Source organism: Aeromonas veronii (assembly GCA_041319085.1).
GTDB lineage: Bacteria > Pseudomonadota > Gammaproteobacteria > Enterobacterales > Aeromonadaceae > Aeromonas > Aeromonas veronii_F.
The window spans coordinates 478,050-494,539 of record CP101033.1; the positions used below are offsets into that span (position 1 = coordinate 478,050).

The following is a 16,490-nucleotide window of genomic DNA, read 5'->3' on the forward strand; positions in this document are numbered from 1 at the left end:
GTGAACAATTGAAACGGTAGGCTCGATTAGCGAAGCGTAATCGGGCGTCAAATACCTCATCGGATTCGCGATCGTCCGATTACGCCGCGCGGCGGCTAATCGAACCTACGGTCGGGGAAGTTAACCGTTATGACATCTCGCATCGAGAGTGGAGAGAAAGATTGAGTCTATTGAGCCAGGTTAGTGCCTCCCTGTTGGCCCCGAACGACCTCGACGAAGGGCGCCTGCAGCAGCTGCTCGGCAGCCTGATGAGCCATCAGGTGGAGTTCGGCGATCTCTATTTCCAGCGCAGCTGGCACGAGTCCTGGATGCTGGAAGATGGCATCGTCAAGGATGGCAGCTACAACATCGATCAGGGGGTCGGGGTGCGCGCCGTCAGCGGCGAGAAGACTGGCTTCGCCTACTCGGACGAGCTGAGCCTGCTGGCGCTGCAACAGTCGGTGACTGCCGCTCGCGGCATCGCCGCCGCCGGTGCTCACGGCAAGGTGAAGGCGTGGGCTCGCACCGAAGCGAACCTGCTTTACCCGGCCATGGATCCGCTGCAAACCCTCGACAAGCACCAGAAGATCGCCCTGTTGGAGCAGGTGGACAAGTTTGCCAGAAGTCTGGATCCCGCCATCAATCAGGTGATGGCCTCCATCAGCGGTGTCTACGAAGAGGTGCTGGTGGCCGCCACCGATGGCACCCTGGCCGCCGATGTGCGTCCGCTGGTGCGTTTGTCGGTGACCGTGATCGCCGAGAAGGGCGATCGCCGTGAGCGCGGCAGTGCCGGTGGCGGTGGCCGCTTTGGTTACGACTGGTTCCTCGAACTGGACGGGCTGGAGAGCCGCGCTTTTGGCTATGTGCGTGAAGCGGTGCGTCAGGCGCTGGTCAATCTGGAAGCCATCGACGCGCCAGCCGGCACCATGCCGGTGGTGCTGGGCTCCGGCTGGCCCGGCGTGCTGCTGCACGAGGCGGTGGGCCACGGTCTGGAGGGGGATTTCAACCGCAAGGGATCTTCCGCGTTTGCCGGTCGCATCGGCGAGCAGGTGGCCTCCAAACACTGCACCATCGTCGATGATGGCACCCTACCGGGTCGGCGTGGCTCCGTCTCCATCGATGACGAGGGGACGCCGGGCGGTTACAACGTGCTGATCGAGAACGGTATCCTCAAGGGGTATCTGCAGGACAAGCAGAACGCCCGCCTGATGGGTGTGCCGCTCACCGGCAACGGCCGCCGCGAATCCTACGCCGCCATGCCGATGCCGCGCATGACCAACACCTACATGCTGGCAGGTCAGTATGATCCGGCCGAGATCATCGCCTCGGTGAAGAAGGGCATTTATGCCCCCAACTTCGGTGGCGGTCAGGTGGACATCACCTCCGGCAAGTTTGTCTTCTCCGCCTCCGAGGCTTACCTCATCGAGGATGGCAAGATCACCGCTCCCATCAAGGGCGCGACCCTGATCGGCAACGGCCCCGAGGCGATGAGCCAGGTCTCCATGGTGGGTAGCGATCTTGCGCTGGATCGCGGGGTCGGCATCTGCGGCAAGGAGGGGCAGAGCGTGCCGGTCGGTGTCGGCCAGCCCACCCTCAAACTGGATCAGCTCACCGTGGGGGGTACCCAGTAAGCCTCGCTGTACCTTGGTCACGTTGAAATCGAACCCCGGCATTGTCCGGGGTTTGGCTATTCAGGGGATTGCAGATAACAAAAAGCCCCGGTCGGTGGACCGGGGCTGGCGGGTTATTCGGTATCAGTTGACGGATATGGCGCGGGCGTCGATGAAATAGCGGGCGTTACCCTGGTCGTCGATCTGGATTTTGGCAACCAGCTGCTCTTGCTCTTTATATTCCCAGTGTTGTTCAATCTTGGCGAGGGATGGGCTCGCAATCCCAACCACGTTCAGGTACTCGTGAAACAGGCTATGGCTCCCTATTTCGGTCAGCATCTTGTCCATCTGCATACTCTCCTGAAGTTGAGTGGGTATTCATCAACAAACCTATCAGCGTCCTTCTGAATACAGTCTGTATAAAAAACAAACTAACTCATTTGTGTGTCAATAACATGATCAAGAACAAGATCAGTGCAGATCGTCAGGGACTTTTTGATACCGTTTTCAATCAGGGCTGGCGGGCTTCTGCGGCAACTGATCAAACGTGCCGGAAACCTGCAGTAGTGCCGGTGCGGTTTGCACGGCCTGGCCGCTGTGGAATACCGGATCCTGTGCCACTTCCTTGATGCCATTGATGCAAAATTGCATACCCATGCAAACCAGCAGGAAGCCCATGATGCGGGTCATGGCGTCAATGCCGGTGGCACCAAGGAGCTTGCAGACCGGATCAACAGGGTCGGCAGCGCCATCATGATGATGCTGAGGGTGAACTTCCGCTTGCGACCAATGAGATCGCCAAAGTGGACTTGAGGATGCCGCCGAGCGGGCCAGATAACCGGCGGCGAAGATGCCAAAGGTCTGAAACTGGCGCAGCCATTCGGGAATGTCGGCCGGGAAGAACAACTCGCCGATGACCACGGCGAAGAAGACGAAAAGGATGAAGTCGTAAAACTCCAGCGTACCGCCGAGGGCAGTCAGACTCAGGTTTTGTAATCCTGTCGATTGAGGGGGTGGTCGCGATCGTGTTGTTGTGCGGTTGTGGTCATATCCGTATGTTTCCCATCGTTTTTTTAGTTATTGTCAGCCCGGGCAAGGAGCATATAGAGGTGATCGAGAGTATGCTGCCTGCCTCTTGTGTGTAAATCGCGCAACTCACAACACTGTTTTGCATCTTTTGGGGGCCGCTTTTGGGGAAATCCAGCGCGCCCCGCTGGCGGAGGATTGATGGAAAAGAAACGGGTACTGCTCTCCTGGAGTAGCGGCAAGGATTGTGCTTGGGCATTGCATCAGTTGCGGCAAGATCCAACCATCGAGGTGGTGGGGCTGTTTACCACCCTTAATCAGGAGTTCGAGCGGGTAGCGATGCACGGGGTACGCAAGCAGCTTTTGACTGAACAGGCTGACTGTGTTGGTTTGCCCCTCATCACCATCGATCTGCCCTGGCCCTGCAGCAACGAGGATTACGCCCGCATCATGACCGGCTTTATCGCCGATGTGGTCGCGCAGGGGATCCGCCATATGGCCTTTGGCGATCTCTTTCTTGAGGATGTGCGCGCCTACCGTGAACAGCAGCTGGCAGGCACCGGCATCGAACCGCTGTTCCCACTGTGGGGCAGCAATACCCGTGAACTGGCGCCACAGATGGTGGCAGCAGGGCTGAAAGCGCGGATCAGCACCCTCGACCCGAACAAGCTGGATGCCAGCCTGGGTGGTCACGATTTTGACCAGGCGCTGCTGGCGGCGCTGCCGGAGGTCGTCGATCCGTGCGGTGAGAACGGCGAGTTTCACACCCTGGCCTATGATGGCCCCATGTTCTCCCGTCCGCTCGGCATTCGGGTCGGCGAGACAGTAGTGCGTGACGGCTTTGTCTTTACCGATCTGCTGCCGCTCGGTGATTAATTTTTTACGGGCAAAGCGCTCTTTTTTGCAAGTCCACTCACAGTTTACACTGGGCGATACAGTCACTCTGACCGCCCTCTTTTTTTGATTGAAAATGACGGAACTTCCTGATGAAACACCTCTTTCGCCCAGCGCTGCTCGCTTCCTTGCTGGCTGCCGCTCTCTCTCTGCCCGCCGTAGCTGGTGGTGCCGCCACAGTTCAGCCGGTTCCTGCCGGTTCCTGCCGGTGTCACTACCGTTACGCTGGCCCAGCAGGCCCCCATTCACTGGGTGTCGGTGGAGCAGATCGCCAAGAGCCTGGATGGCCTGCCCCCGATTGCGGTCGGTTTTGATATCGACGATACCCTGCTCTTTTCCAGCCCCGGTTTTTATCGCGGCAAGCAGGAGTTCTCGCCCAACGACGAGAGTTATCTGAAGAACCCCGCCTTCTGGGAGAAGATGAACAACGGCTGGGATGCGTTCAGCATGCCGAAAGAGGTGGGCAAGGCGCTCATCGCCATGCACCTCAAGCGCGGTGACCATATCTATTTCGTCACCGGTCGCTCGGCTACCAAGACTGAAACCGTGAGCCAGACCCTGCAGCAGACCATGAACATCCCGGCTGCCCAGCTCAATCCGGTGATCTTTGCCGGTGATCAGCCAGGCCAGAACACCAAGGTGCAGTGGCTCAAGGATAAGCAGATGAAGATCTTCTACGGCGATTCTGATGGTGATATCAAAGCAGCGCAGGAGATCGGCGCTCGTGGCATCCGCCTGCTGCGGGCTGCTAACTCCAGCTACCGGCCACTGCCGCTGGCAGGGGCGCTGGGGGAAGAGGTGATCATCAACTCCCAGTTCTGATCCTGCTTCGGTTCAGACAAGAAGGGCGAGTGTGTAGACACTCGCCCTTCTGTTTTTCTCAGTGCGATGCCGGTACCGTTCAGTCAGCCCACGGCATCTCGGGCAGGCTATCGAGGAACTCGCCGTAACGGGTCAGATTGAAGGGGCCCTGATCGGCCTCCATCGCCATCAGCTCGGCCCCGAGGGCGCAGGCGATATATTGCAGCGCCTCTTCCCGCGGGGTGCCCTTCATCACCAGCCGCATCAGGGTTGCCTTCACATGGGGCGGGTGACCATCGTTGAGCTGGTTCTCCACCATCTCCAGCAGCGTCTCTTCGTCAAAAAATTCCTGAGTGTCGTTCATGGGATATCCGCAACAGTGAATGTGGCGGCCAGTATAGCCTGAATGGGGCTAACACCTTGAACGGCCTGCGAATAAACAATCCGATGAGGAGGCCATTTATTACCCATAATGAGGAGGCGTTTGCCAAGGCAAGCAGGTTGGAACACCGATCCGGCATTGACCTCAAACACTGCTGGGGCTGCGTCTGCAACGTGGCTGAGCTGGCGCGTCGTCTGGCGGTGAAGAAAAGGATGAAGGGGAGGAGGTCTTTACCTGCGCCAGCTCTACGCTCTCGGCCGCTTGGTGAGGCACGTAGGCCTGCCGGAAAACACCGTCCATCACATCCACGATCTGGAGTTGCACAAGGGGCGGGCCAGTCCGATGTGGGGGAAGAGGCGCCGCCCGAGTGGCCCCACAAAGTGGCAGATGCGCTGGGGCTGAGCTGGGCCGATTGTGCCGCCCAGTTCACTGCGCTGCGGGAACAGGGCAACGGTTATGCCGGGTTGCTGGCGGCCTGAGGCCTTATCTTCCATCTCATCAGGGGCCAACGCGGCCCCTTTTTCATGGCTGATGGTGCCGCAGGCTTGCCAGCCAGGGAGCGACGGGGCACTCTTTGCCCTTCACTTTCCGTCTGAGAGCCCTTGCCATGATTGCCTCCTCCCGCCTGATCCTGCGCGAAATGATCGCCACCGATGCCCCCTTCATCCTTGAGCTGCTCAATGACGGCGACTTTTATCGTTACATCGGTGATCGGGGCATTCGCACCCTCGAACAGGCGCAGGAGTATATCCAGCAGGGGCCGGCAGTCAGCTATGCCCGCTATGGTCACGGGCTCTATCTGGTGGAGCGCAAGGAGGACGGTGTCAGCCTCGGTATCTGCGGTTTGATCAAACGCGATACCCTGGAGCAGGTCGATATCGGTTACGCCTTCCTGCCGCAGTATCGCGGTCAGGGTTACGCCATTGAAGCGGCGCAGGCCGCCCTTGCCGATGGCAAAAGCCGGTTGGGGATCGGGCAGGTAGTTGCCATCGTCACTCCGGGCAACGAGCGTTCCATCGGCCTGTTGGCCAAGCTGGGGCTGGTGCGCAGTAGACTGGTCAAGCTGAGCGAAGATGCCGATGAGTGCCTGCTGCTGGAGCAGTGATCAAGGTCAGAGAGCGGGGAAGCGAATGGTGAGGTAGCTGCCAGGCTGAGGACAAGCAAGAGGCTGGGTCTGGCTAAAGGCGTGAGAGAAGCAAAGAGGCCGCCGTGAGTTGCGGCCTGTCTGCATCGGGCGCTGCCGGAGGGCAGGCAGGATCAGTTGAGGTCTTCGATGGAGAACTCGCCAGCGATACCATCACAGGAGATGGCGAAACCGCCGCTGAAGCGGGTGCTGAACTGGATCAGAAACGCATCATTGTCGTGCTCTTGCACAGGCAGGTTGATGGGCTTGCTACGACGCAGGGGCTTGTGTGTTTGTACTGCTTTCATCATGGTATTTCTCTATATAAATTAGGTGTTTGCTCCTTGTATTGGCAAATGTCAGGTCAATGGGCGCGGTCGATTGGGTGAACGACAAGCGCGCAGGAATACCCAGCCCGGTTAAGGGGCGTCTGCACTTTCAAGGAATATGCTGATGCATAAATCAAATTGGGTGGGCAGATCGGGTCTGCACCGTGAGAGCCGGGCAACGCAGGCAGACAGCCTGACGGTTCTCAAGGCGAGTAAATCAGAGGGAGGTTATGTGTGTACTGGCAGGATTCATCTAACGTTGAAGCATTGCGAACATAAACAGGGCTGATTAACTAGCCGACGCGCATTCTCTCCGCGAAATGAATAAAAAGCAAACAATAATTTGCCGATATTGAAGTAAGTACGCTTTTCCTCTGTGTAATCAAGGTGCTATCAGCAGCAAATATCCGCAGCTATCAGTCATAAAAAGAGGGCTCCCGACGGGAGCCCTCTCTCATTCTGCAAGCAGCACAGTGGGCCGACTCAGTAGTCGCCACAGGCCTTCTTGGCGGCCGTGATCATCGGGGTGATGGTCATGCCTTGCACCACGATGGAGAACATCACCACCGAGTAGGTCATCACCAGGATGACCTGACGCAGGTCGACCCCATGCTCCGGAATCATCATGACGCCGGAGGGGAGCGCCAGTGCCATCGCCATCGCCAGACCGCCGCGCAGACCGCCCCAGGTGAGGATCCGCACCGAGAAGGTGTTGTAATTGCGGAATCGGCGGAAGGCCACATAGGGCAGCGAGACACTGATGAAGCGGGCAGCCAGACAGAGTGGCACCGCGATAACCAGCAGTGCCCAGTCATGCCAGGCGAGATCCAGCAGTACCATCGCCAGACCGATCAGCAGGAACAGCAGGGCGTTGAGGAACTGGTCCATCAACTCCCAGAAGTGATCCAGGTGATGACGACTCTGCTCGGAGAAGCCGGATTGACGGGTCCAGTTGCCGATCATGATGCCGGTGACCACCATGGCCAGTGCGCCGGAGACGCCGATCATGTTGGCAAAGGCGAAGCCAGCGGTCGGGATGCAGAGCGTCAGCAACAGCTCCAGCGAACCGTCGTCGGTGGCACTGATCATCGCGTGGGCAATGAGGCCCAGCACGGCGCCGAACAGGATGCCGCCGAGGGCTTCATGCAGGAACAGACCGGCCACGCTGCCGAAGGTGGGCTCGACACCGCCAAATGCGACGGCAAACACGGTGGCGAAGATGACGAGGCCGACACCATCGTTGAACAGCGATTCCCCTTCGATCTGGATGGCGATCTGGGGTGGCGCTTTCATCTTCTTGACGATGGCCAGTACGGCAATCGGGTCAGTGGGGAGATCAGCGCGCCGAACAGCATGCAGTAGACCAGCGGCAGTTCCCAACCCAGCAGCTTGGCGATAAACCAGAAGCCGTAGCCGATGAGGAAGGTGGAGAGCAGGGTGGCAATGATGGCCAGAATGGTGATCTCCCACTTCTGGCTGCGCAGCGCCTTGAGGTTGATGCCAAGGCCACCGGCGAACAGCAGAAAGCCCAGGATCCCCTTCAGCAGGAAGTTCTGGAAGTCGATGCTCTCCATGGTTTTGACGGCAAGAGGTTCCAGGTTGAACCAGCCCAGTTTGCCAAACAGCACCATCAGCACGGACATTAGCATGGAGCCAGCAGTAATGGCGATGGTGGTCTGGATCTTCACAACATACTGGTTGGCAAAGGCGATAAAGATCGCCAGTGCGGCCAGAAAACAGAGTGTGTAGTAGACGCTCATAGTTATTTTTTCTCGTTGGTAGACAGCAAGCACGTATCCCTATGCAGGATGGGCATAGGTTACTCTCGGGCCCCATGTTACTCATTACCTATAAGTGAGTATATGGTGATGAGTTTGGACTGATAGACGGCTAGATTTCCATTTTATTTATTTGCTGCTAGCATGCTGTTTGCGCAGTTGCATGGACGTAATAAGAGGAGCACGCGGTGTCGAACGAAATGTCGGGCAGAGAGCCGAGCACGCAGTCGGACGTAACAATGAAGCTGGAAGCCTGCCTCAGGGAGCGGATCCTGATCATCGATGGCGCCATGGGCACCATGATCCAGGGTTACAAGCTGGGTGAGGCGGACTATCGGGGGATACGCTTCGCCGACTGGCACACCGACATCAAGGGCAACAACGATCTGCTGGTGCTGACCCGTCCGGCGGTGATCCGCGAGATCCACCAGCAGTATTGCGCGGCCGGGGCCGACATCCTCGAAACCAACACCTTCAACGCCACTCGCATCGCCATGGCCGATTACGAGATGGAAGCGCTTTCCGCCGAGATCAACCGCGAAGCCGCCCGCTTGGCCCGCGCCGTCGCCGATGAGTGGACCGCCAAAGAGCCCCACAAGCCGCGTTTCGTTGCCGGGGTGCTGGGCCCCACCAACCGCACCTGTTCCATCTCGCCGGACGTCAACGACCCCGGCAAGCGCAACGTCACCTATGACCAGCTGGTGGCCGCCTATACCGAATCGACCCATGCCCTGATCGAGGGCGGCGCCGACATCATCCTGATCGAGACCATCTTCGATACCCTCAACGCCAAGGCGGCCGCCTTCGCGGTGGAAGGGGTGTTCGAAGAGCTGGGTTACAGCCTGCCGGTGATGATCTCCGGTACCATCACCGATGCCTCCGGCCGTACTCTCTCCGGCCAGACCACCGAAGCCTTCTACCACTCGCTGCGTCACGTCAAACCGGTGTCGTTCGGCCTCAACTGTGCGCTCGGGCCTGACGAGCTGCGCCAGTATGTGGAGGAGCTGTCGCGCATCAGCGAATCCTGCGTCAGCGCTCACCCCAACGCCGGGCTGCCCAACGCGTTCGGCGAGTACGATCTCGATGCGGACGAGATGGCGGAGCATATCCGCGAGTGGGCCCAGAGCGGCTTTCTCAACATGGTCGGCGGCTGCTGCGGCACCACCCCGACCCATATCCGCGCCATGAGCGACGCCGTGGCGGGCATCAAGCCGCGCGCGTTGCCCGAGCTGCCGGTCGCTTGCCGGCTGTCGGGCCTCGAGCCGCTGATCATCACCCCCGAATCCATGTTCGTGAACGTGGGGGAGCGCACCAACGTCACCGGTTCGGCCAAGTTCAAGCGGTTGATCAAGGAGGGGCTCTACGACGAGGCGCTCGATGTCGCCAAGCAGCAGGTAGAGAGCGGCGCCCAGATCATCGACATCAATATGGACGAGGGGATGCTGGACGCCGAAGCGGCCATGGTGCGCTTCCTCAACCTCATCGCCGGTGAGCCGGACATCGCCCGGGTGCCGGTGATGATCGACTCCTCCAAGTGGGAGGTGCTGGAGGCGGGCCTCAAGTGCGTGCAGGGCAAGCCGGTAGTCAACTCCATCTCCATGAAAGAGGGGAGGAGAAGTTCATCCAGCAGGCCAAATTGCTGCGCCGCTACGGCGCCGCTGTCATCGTGATGGCATTCGATGAGGCGGGGCAGGCCGATACCCGCGCCCGCAAGTTCGAGATCTGCCAGCGCGCCTACCGCATTCTGGTCGATCAGGTCGGTTTCCCGCCGGAAGATATCATCTTCGATCCCAACATCTTCGCGGTGGCGACCGGCATAGATGAACACAACAACTATGCGGTGGACTTCATCGAGGCGGTGAAGGACATCAAGGAGAACCTGCCCCACGCCATGATCTCCGGCGGCGTCTCCAACGTCTCGTTTTCGTTTCGCGGCAACGAGCCGGTGCGCGAAGCCATTCACGCGGTTTTCCTCTACCACGCCATCCAGAACGGCATGGATATGGGGATCGTCAACGCCGGTCAGCTGGCCATCTACGAAGACATTCCGGCCGAGCTGAAAGAGAAGGTCGAGGCGGTGGTGCTCAACCTTAATGACAACGCCACCGAGGCGCTGCTGGCCATCGCCGAGAAGTATCGCGGCGCCGGTGCCCAGGCCGAGGATCCGCGGGATCAGGCGTGGCGCAGCTGGCCGGTGGGCAAGCGGCTGGAGCACGCGCTGGTCAAGGGGATCACCGACTTTATCGAAGAGGATACCGAAGAGGCGCGCGCTGGCGCCGAGCGGCCGCTACACGTCATCGAAGGGCCGCTGATGGACGGCATGAACGTGGTCGGCGACCTGTTCGGCGCCGGCAAGATGTTCCTGCCACAGGTGGTGAAGTCGGCCCGGGTGATGAAGCGGGCGGTGGCCTATCTGCAACCCTATATCGAGGCGGAAAAATCGGGCGGCTCCAGCAACGGCAAAATCGTGATGGCCACCGTGAAGGGGGACGTGCACGACATCGGCAAGAACATCGTCGGGGTGGTGCTGCAGTGTAACAACTACGAGATTGTCGACCTCGGGGTGATGGTCTCTTGCGAGACCATCCTCAAGACAGCGCGGGAGGTCAATGCCGACATCATCGGCCTGTCAGGCCTCATCACCCCGTCGCTGGACGAGATGGTGCACGTGGCCAAAGAGATGGAGCGCCAGGGCTTCAAGCTGCCGCTCTTGATCGGCGGCGCGACCACCTCCAAGGCCCATACCGCAGTCAAGATAGAGCAGAATTACTCCGAGCCGGTGGTCTATGTCTCGAATGCTTCCCGAGCAGTCGGGGTAGCCCAGAGTCTGCTGAGCCCGGAGCTCAAGCCCGCCTTCGTGGCCCGCATCGACAAGGAGTACGAGATTGCCCGCGAGCAGCACGCCCGCAAGCAGCCGCGCTCCAAGCCGGTCAGTCTGGCCCACGCCCGTGCCAACCGCCATCAGCTGGACTGGGTCGGCTATGAGCCGCCCGCCCCCGTGAACCGGGTGTGCAGACGTTCGAAAACGTGCCCATTTCGGTGCTGCGCCCCTACATCGACTGGACGCCGTTCTTCCTTAGCTGGGAGCTGGCGGGCAAGTTCCCCCGCATCCTCGAGGACGAGATTATCGGCGAGGAGGCGACCAAGCTGTTTGCCGAGGCCAACGCCATGCTGGATAAACTCGAGCAGGATCAAAGCGTGCGCTGCGCCGGCATCATAGGCCTGTTCCCGGCCAACGCGGTGGGTGACAGCATCGAGGTCTACCGCGACGAGTCGCGCAGCGAGGTGCGCAAGGTATTGCACCACCTGCGTCAGCAGAGCGAGAAGCAGGGTTTCCCCAACTACTGTCTGGCGGACTATGTGGCGCCGAAAGAGAGCGGCAAACCCGACTGGATCGGTGCCTTCGCGGTGACCGGCGGTATCGGTGAGGAGGCCATCGCCAAGGCCTACAAGGCGGATCACGACGACTACAACGCCATCTTGATCCAAGCGGTGTGCGACCGACTCGCCGAGGCCTTTGCCGAGTATCTACACGAGCAGGTGCGCAAGGTGCACTGGGGTTATGCCCCCGATGAGGCCCTCAGCAATGAGGCGCTGATCCGCGAGAACTATCAGGGCATCCGCCCGGCCCCCGGTTATCCGGCTTGCCCGGAGCACACCGAGAAGGGCAGTATCTGGGAACTGCTGGAGGTGGAGAGTGCCATCGGCATGAAGCTCACCGAATCCTACGCCATGTGGCCGGGGGCGGCGGTGTCGGGCTGGTACTTCTCCCACCCCGAGAGCAAATACTTCGCAGTGGCGCAGATCCAGCAAGATCAGGTGGAAGATTACGCCGCCCGCAAGGGGATGACGTTGGCAGAGGCCGAGCGCTGGCTCGCGCCCAATCTCAATTGAGGAGCCTATGAAGATTGGCTTTGTTGGTCTGGGGACCATTGTCGAGACCGCCTATCTACCGGCGTTGCACGCCTTGAGTGACGAGGTGAGGGTGTGGGGTTTTGACCCCGCCCGCAGCTTGCCGGGGGTGACATCGCTGCCGACCCTTGAGGCGCTGCTGGCGCAGCCCCTCGATCGGCTGGTGATTGCGACCCCATCTCTGCTGCATCTGCCGGTGCTGGAGCAGGCGCTGGAGAGCGCCATTCCCTTGATTTTGGTGGAGAAGCCGGTGGTGGCGACGCTGGCCCAGCAGGCGAGGCTACAACAGCTGCTGGCCGATCCACAGATCGCTACCCGGGTGCTGGCACTGGATCACTGGATGGCCCGCAATGCCGTTCAGCGGTTACTTCGTGGGCAACTGGATGACAGCTGGCAGCTGTGCACTCCAACGAACGCTCAGCCAAATACGCCACTGTTTGGCACGATTGCACCTGTCACGCTGGCGGAGGTCGTGTCGATCGAGGGTTTCTTGCAAGAACCTTGCGGCATGGATGAAGAGGGACGTCCCTATGCCCTCAATTTCGCCACCGGCGAGCCGGATCAAAGGGTGCTGCGCCACCCCGACGGGGTGATCCTCGATATCGGCACCCATCTGCTGGCGATGATCCGCGAGCTGCTGGTCGCCCTCGGTGGTGATGACCGGCTGACGCTGGTGGCTGAGGGGGTGGTCGATCGATTGGGTCAGCCCATTACCCGTGGCGATCTGGAGAGTGCCGAAGGTCGTGCCTGTCTGCGCGGCGAGGCTGCTGGCGTTCCGCTGACCCTCTGGCTCGACAAGTACGCCGGGCCAGGTATCGAGCGCAAGGGGCTGGTGCTGTATCTCAAGGATGGAGAGCGAATTGAGCTGTTTCGCAGTGGCAATCTGGAGTGGCTGGACTATTACGGGGAGACATGTGGCAGTGACAAGCGCGACCAACCCCAGCATGGGCCCGAACACCTGTCGGCAGAGGTGCAGCGGTGGCTGCATGAAGGGCCGCTCTATCGCGACTGCATCGCGCAAACCCTGCTGGCCCCCCTGCCTGCCGAAGGTTGGGGTGGGGCCACGGCACGCCGGTTGCAAGAGGTGACCCTGTTGCTCACCCTGCAACAGCAGTTACGCGGGCCCCATTGACTCTTTTTGGCGGGTTATTGCAAAAAGCCGAATGGTGAGGGGAAAGGATTGGCGTTGTCAGCGCTCCGTGGCACCTTATACTCTCCAGCCCGATGATCAGGTCTGTCATTTCCATGAAGATTGCCATTTTATCCCGTGAGCCGAAAAACTACTCCACCCGCCGTCTGGTCGAGGTGGCACAGGCGCGCGGTCATCAGGTAGAGGTGCTCGACACCCTGCGCTGCTATATGAATATCGCTTCCCACAACCCCTCCATTCACTACGAGGGTGGGGAGCTGGGAAGCTATGACGCCGTGATCCCGCGGATCGGGGCCAGCATTACCGCCTACGGCACCGCCGTGCTGCGCCAGTTCGAGATGATGAACACCATGGCCCTCAACAGCTCGGTGGCCATCAGCCGTTCCCGCGACAAGCTGCGGGCGATGCAGCTGCTCTCCCGCCATGGCATCGGCCTACCCATCACCGGCTATGCCCACAGTACCCACGACGTGCCCGACCTCATCACCATGGTGGGTGGGGCGCCGCTGGTGGTGAAACTGCTGGAGGGAACCCAGGGGATTGGTGTGGTGCTCTGCGAGACTCAGAAGGCCGCCGAAAGCGTGATCGAAGCCTTTATCCAGACCAACAATAACATTCTGGTGCAGGAGTATATCCGCGAGGCCAACGGCGCCGACATCCGCTGCCTGGTGGTCAATGGCAAGGTGGTTGCCGCCATGCGCCGCCAGGCCCAGCCGGGGAGTTTCGCTCCAACCTGCACCGTGGCGGCACTGCCGAGGCGATCAAGATCACCCCGGAAGAGCGCGCGACCGCAGTGCAGGCCGCCAAGATCATGGGGCTGGATGTGGCGGGGGTGGATATCCTGCGTAGCGCCCGCGGCCCGCTGGTGCTGGAGGTCAACTCCTCCCCCGGCCTGCAAGGGGTGGAAGCCGCCTCCGGCAAGGATGTGGCTGGCAAGATCATCGAGTTCCTCGAACTCAAGGCGAGCCGCAAGAACAAACCGGCGGAGTGAGCCTCAGGCTTGCATCCGTCAGATAGAAACAGGGCGCCATCTGGCGCCTTGTTGCTATCTGGCTGGTGGGTTGGCGGTGCCACTGCGCCCTCACCCTAACCCTCTCCCAAAGGGAGAGGGAACTGTTCGGCAGTGATCATCGCCAGCCGGGCGCTGAAAATTCCGTCCTTCAGCCGGGTATCGATCTTCCAACCGAGTTTCTCGCAGATGCGCTGGATGATGGTGAGGCCACAGCCGTAGCCGAGGATCTGATCCGGCGCCGCCGCCGTCGGGTTGCTGATAGTGAGCACCGGGCCGCACAGCTCGATCTCGATATGTCCCTCGGCATAGCTCAGGGCATTTTTCAGCAGGTTGCCGAGGGCAATGGCGAGCAGGGAGAGGGGGCGTTTACTGCGCTGCTCTCGTCCAGATTAAGCCGGATATCGAGTGCCTCCCGCTGCAACAGTGGGGCGAGGCGGGCCAGCTCCTGACGGATCAGCGGGGTGACCTGTTGCAGTGGCCGCTCCACCGCCTCCTTGCGGCCCAGCAGCAGGAAGGTCTCGGTGAGCAGCGCCATCTCGTCGGCGGCGGCGCGGATGCGGGTGGTGGCGCGGGCGGCCGGTGCGGGCAGATCCGTCACCTTGCCGAGCAGGGCCGCCGAGCCCTGGATCACCATGTTGGGGGTGCGCAGCTCGTGGCTGGCGAAGCGGCTGAACTCCTGCTCGCGAGCGAACACTGCGCTCACCTCCTGCTTGCCGGCCAGCAGGGCCAGCTCGATATCCCGCAGCTCCTGCCAGGGGGCGTCGGGTTCGAAATCCGCCTGATCCGGAGTGAGGTGGGCGACCCTCTGTTGCAGCCGTTGCAGCGGCCCGGTGATATGGCGCACCAACCAGATGCCGAAGCCGAGGCAGGCGAGCAGCAGCGTCAGCCCGATCAGCCGGGTGGCCAGATGCAGCTTGTCCTCGTAGGGGTCGAGGTAGTCGTCGGCGTCGTCGTTGAACACCAGATAGAGCAGTCCCTCGCCGGAGGGGTGACGGGCCACCAGAAAGTGTTTGTCCTCCTTGCCCAGCTGGTGCTCGAAAAAGCCGGGGGTCTGGTAGGGCTTCAGCCACTTGGGCAGGCGGCCCGCCTCGGTCCAGTAGCTGGAGAACTGTCTGGGGCTCGGGGCTGCGGCGGCCGGGCCGAGTCGCAGCCAGTCATCGCTGTAGCGGGTCACTTCGGCTTCCAGCCAGTGGCGCAGGCTCAGCTCCTCCATCTTGTCCTCTGCCACCAGCATCAGGCCGGAGAGCAGGATCAGCAGCACCACCCCGGCGCCGCCGAGCGCCATGATCAGGCGGCGGCGCAGGCTCGGCAGGCTCATGCGCTCACCAGTCGGTAGCCCTGACCGTGCAGGGTCTCCAGCATGGGAGTGGGGAAGGGTTTGTCCAGCGCGTTGCGCAGGGCGTAGATATGGCTGCGCAGGGCATCGGAGTCGGGCTCCTCATCGCCCCAGACGGTGTCGAGCACCTCCTGACGGCTGACGATGGCGGGGGCGCGGCGGGCCAGCAGGGCGAGGATCCGGAACGGGATCTTGCCGAGCTTGAGGGGCTCACCGGCACGGGTGGCGCGGCCGCTGGCGACATCGACCGTCAGATCGCCAAAGCTGATGGCCCCCACATCGCCGCGCGGGCCGCGCAGACTGAGGGCTTGCAGCCGCACCTCCAGCTCCTCCATGGCGAACGGCTTGACCAGATAGTCGTCGCCACCGGCCTTGAAGCCCGCCAGCTTGTCCTCCAGGCTGTCGCGAGCGGTGAGAAACAGCACGGGAGTGGCAATCCCCTGCTCGCGCAGGCGAGCCACCGTGCTGAGGCCATCGAGGCGCGGCATCATCACATCCATGATGATGACGTCGAAACGCTGATCCTCCAGCAGTTGCAGCGCCGCCTGCCCGTGATAGGCACAATCGAGGCGGTGACCGGCCAGCTCCAGATAATCCATGATGGTTTCCGCCACCTGAGGATTGTCTTCCACTACCAAAATCTTCATGCTTTGCTCTCCTGGTTGGCGAGCGTTTCACGCTCTTTTCACACCGGATTCGGCATCCTGTTTGCCAGTGTAACCCCGAGGATCCCTGATGAAGAAGTCTCTCTGCGCCCTCCTGCTGTTGATCTTGTTGCCACTTGGCATCGCACAGGCGACCGAATTCAAACTGACCGGCCGCACCACCTGGCAGCTTGGCCAGTTGATGGTCAACGGCATGCCGTTCGTGATCGACGACCAGACTCGCTTCAAGGATTGGCTCAACGAGGATGATCTCGGCGGCACCTGGGTCGAGATGAAGGGGGTGGTGGAGAACGGCGTGCGCTATGTGCGCAAGGTCGAAGCCCTCGACGAAGATGACAAGGACGAGATGGATCTGGAGGGGCCGGTCGAAGGGGGCGGATCTGGGGCTACACCACCTCGGACAGCAGTCTGGCGCCGTTCGAAGGGCGTTGGCTCGAGTTGGAGTGCAAGTTTGACGGCATGCGCCTGAGCCGCTGTCGCGAGGATGACTGAA

9 protein-coding genes and 8 pseudogenes are annotated in these 16,490 nt (G+C 60.9%); 9 read left to right on the plus strand and 8 right to left on the minus strand.

What is annotated here, in order from left to right:
* Nucleotides 1–161 precede the first annotated feature (161 nt).
* The gene (tldD, locus tag NMD14_02335) at nt 162–1,610 is read left to right on the plus strand and encodes a metalloprotease TldD (protein XEI33328.1); all 1,449 of its coding nucleotides are present in this window, start codon (nt 162–164) and stop codon (nt 1,608–1,610) included.
* Nucleotides 1,611–1,733: 123 nt separating this feature from the next.
* On the opposite strand, the gene NMD14_02340 is transcribed toward tldD, so the two are convergent.
* The 3 genes and pseudogenes from NMD14_02340 to NMD14_02350 form a co-directional block, all read right to left on the minus strand.
* Nucleotides 1,734–1,937: a hypothetical protein gene (locus NMD14_02340; GenBank protein ID XEI33329.1), complete on the minus strand. Its 204-nt coding sequence runs from the start codon at nt 1,935–1,937 to the stop codon at nt 1,734–1,736.
* A gap of 159 nt (nt 1,938–2,096) precedes the next feature.
* Nucleotides 2,097–2,321, minus strand: a pseudogene (locus tag NMD14_02345) (stress protection protein MarC).
* Nucleotides 2,318–2,638 (minus strand): annotated as a pseudogene (locus NMD14_02350) (MFS transporter). Before NMD14_02350 ends, NMD14_02345 begins: the two co-directional pseudogenes overlap by 4 nt.
* A gap of 178 nt (nt 2,639–2,816) precedes the next feature.
* On the opposite strand from NMD14_02350, the gene NMD14_02355 reads away from it, so the two are divergent.
* Together NMD14_02355 and aphA are read left to right on the plus strand one after the other, a co-directional pair.
* Nucleotides 2,817–3,491: an adenine nucleotide alpha hydrolase gene (locus NMD14_02355; protein XEI33330.1), complete on the plus strand. Its 675-nt coding sequence runs from the start codon at nt 2,817–2,819 to the stop codon at nt 3,489–3,491.
* Nucleotides 3,492–3,767: 276 nt separating this feature from the next.
* Nucleotides 3,768–4,331: an acid phosphatase AphA gene (aphA, locus tag NMD14_02360; GenBank protein ID XEI34699.1), complete on the plus strand. Its 564-nt coding sequence runs from the start codon at nt 3,768–3,770 to the stop codon at nt 4,329–4,331.
* Between the two features lie 79 nt (nt 4,332–4,410).
* On the opposite strand, the gene NMD14_02365 is transcribed toward aphA, so the two are convergent.
* Nucleotides 4,411–4,674 (minus strand): hypothetical protein, encoded by a 264-nt coding sequence (locus tag NMD14_02365; GenBank protein ID XEI33331.1) that lies wholly within the window; start codon nt 4,672–4,674, stop codon nt 4,411–4,413.
* Nucleotides 4,675–4,826: 152 nt separating this feature from the next.
* Here NMD14_02365 and NMD14_02370 point away from each other — a divergent pair.
* Both NMD14_02370 and NMD14_02375 read left to right on the plus strand, forming a co-directional pair.
* A pseudogene (locus NMD14_02370) lies at nt 4,827–5,171 on the plus strand (HDOD domain-containing protein).
* Nucleotides 5,172–5,299: 128 nt separating this feature from the next.
* Nucleotides 5,300–5,797, plus strand: a complete 498-nt coding sequence (locus NMD14_02375) for a GNAT family N-acetyltransferase (protein XEI33332.1) — start codon at nt 5,300–5,302, stop codon at nt 5,795–5,797.
* A 152-nt stretch (nt 5,798–5,949) separates the two neighbouring features.
* Here NMD14_02375 and NMD14_02380 read toward each other — a convergent pair whose 3' ends face one another.
* Both NMD14_02380 and NMD14_02385 read right to left on the minus strand, forming a co-directional pair.
* Nucleotides 5,950–6,126: a hypothetical protein gene (locus tag NMD14_02380; GenBank protein ID XEI33333.1), complete on the minus strand. Its 177-nt coding sequence runs from the start codon at nt 6,124–6,126 to the stop codon at nt 5,950–5,952.
* Between the two features lie 501 nt (nt 6,127–6,627).
* Nucleotides 6,628–7,904 (minus strand): annotated as a pseudogene (locus NMD14_02385) (sodium:proton antiporter).
* 218 nt (nt 7,905–8,122) lie between these two features.
* Here NMD14_02385 and metH point away from each other — a divergent pair.
* From metH to rimK, 3 genes and pseudogenes are all read left to right on the plus strand, one after another.
* Nucleotides 8,123–11,816: pseudogene (gene metH, locus NMD14_02390) on the plus strand (methionine synthase).
* A gap of 7 nt (nt 11,817–11,823) precedes the next feature.
* On the plus strand, nt 11,824–12,966 hold the full coding sequence (locus tag NMD14_02395; protein XEI33334.1) for a Gfo/Idh/MocA family oxidoreductase: 1,143 nt from the start codon (nt 11,824–11,826) through the stop codon (nt 12,964–12,966).
* Between the two features lie 113 nt (nt 12,967–13,079).
* Nucleotides 13,080–13,975 (plus strand): annotated as a pseudogene (rimK, locus tag NMD14_02400) (30S ribosomal protein S6--L-glutamate ligase).
* Nucleotides 13,976–14,070: 95 nt separating this feature from the next.
* On the opposite strand, the pseudogene NMD14_02405 reads toward rimK, so the two are convergent.
* Together NMD14_02405 and NMD14_02410 are read right to left on the minus strand one after the other, a co-directional pair.
* Nucleotides 14,071–15,314, minus strand: a pseudogene (locus NMD14_02405) (HAMP domain-containing histidine kinase).
* The gene (locus tag NMD14_02410; GenBank protein ID XEI33335.1) at nt 15,311–15,979 is read right to left on the minus strand and encodes a response regulator transcription factor; all 669 of its coding nucleotides are present in this window, start codon (nt 15,977–15,979) and stop codon (nt 15,311–15,313) included. Before NMD14_02410 ends, NMD14_02405 begins: the two are co-directional and overlap by 4 nt.
* An 88-nt stretch (nt 15,980–16,067) precedes the next feature.
* On the opposite strand from NMD14_02410, the pseudogene NMD14_02415 reads away from it, so the two are divergent.
* Nucleotides 16,068–16,489, plus strand: a pseudogene (locus tag NMD14_02415) (hypothetical protein).
* Nucleotide 16,490 lies beyond the last annotated feature (1 nt).

Coding starts and splice junctions, on each gene's coding strand:
- NMD14_02395 (XEI33334.1), top strand. CDS start 11,824: ATGAAGATTGGCTTTGTTGGTCTGGGGACCATTGTCGAGACCGCCTAT.
- NMD14_02340 (XEI33329.1), bottom strand. CDS start 1,937: ATGGACAAGATGCTGACCGAAATAGGGAGCCATAGCCTGTTTCACGAG.
- NMD14_02410 (XEI33335.1), bottom strand. CDS start 15,979: ATGAAGATTTTGGTAGTGGAAGACAATCCTCAGGTGGCGGAAACCATC.
- NMD14_02380 (XEI33333.1), bottom strand. CDS start 6,126: ATGATGAAAGCAGTACAAACACACAAGCCCCTGCGTCGTAGCAAGCCC.
- NMD14_02365 (XEI33331.1), bottom strand. CDS start 4,674: ATGAACGACACTCAGGAATTTTTTGACGAAGAGACGCTGCTGGAGATG.
- NMD14_02375 (XEI33332.1), top strand. CDS start 5,300: ATGATTGCCTCCTCCCGCCTGATCCTGCGCGAAATGATCGCCACCGAT.
- NMD14_02355 (XEI33330.1), top strand. CDS start 2,817: ATGGAAAAGAAACGGGTACTGCTCTCCTGGAGTAGCGGCAAGGATTGT.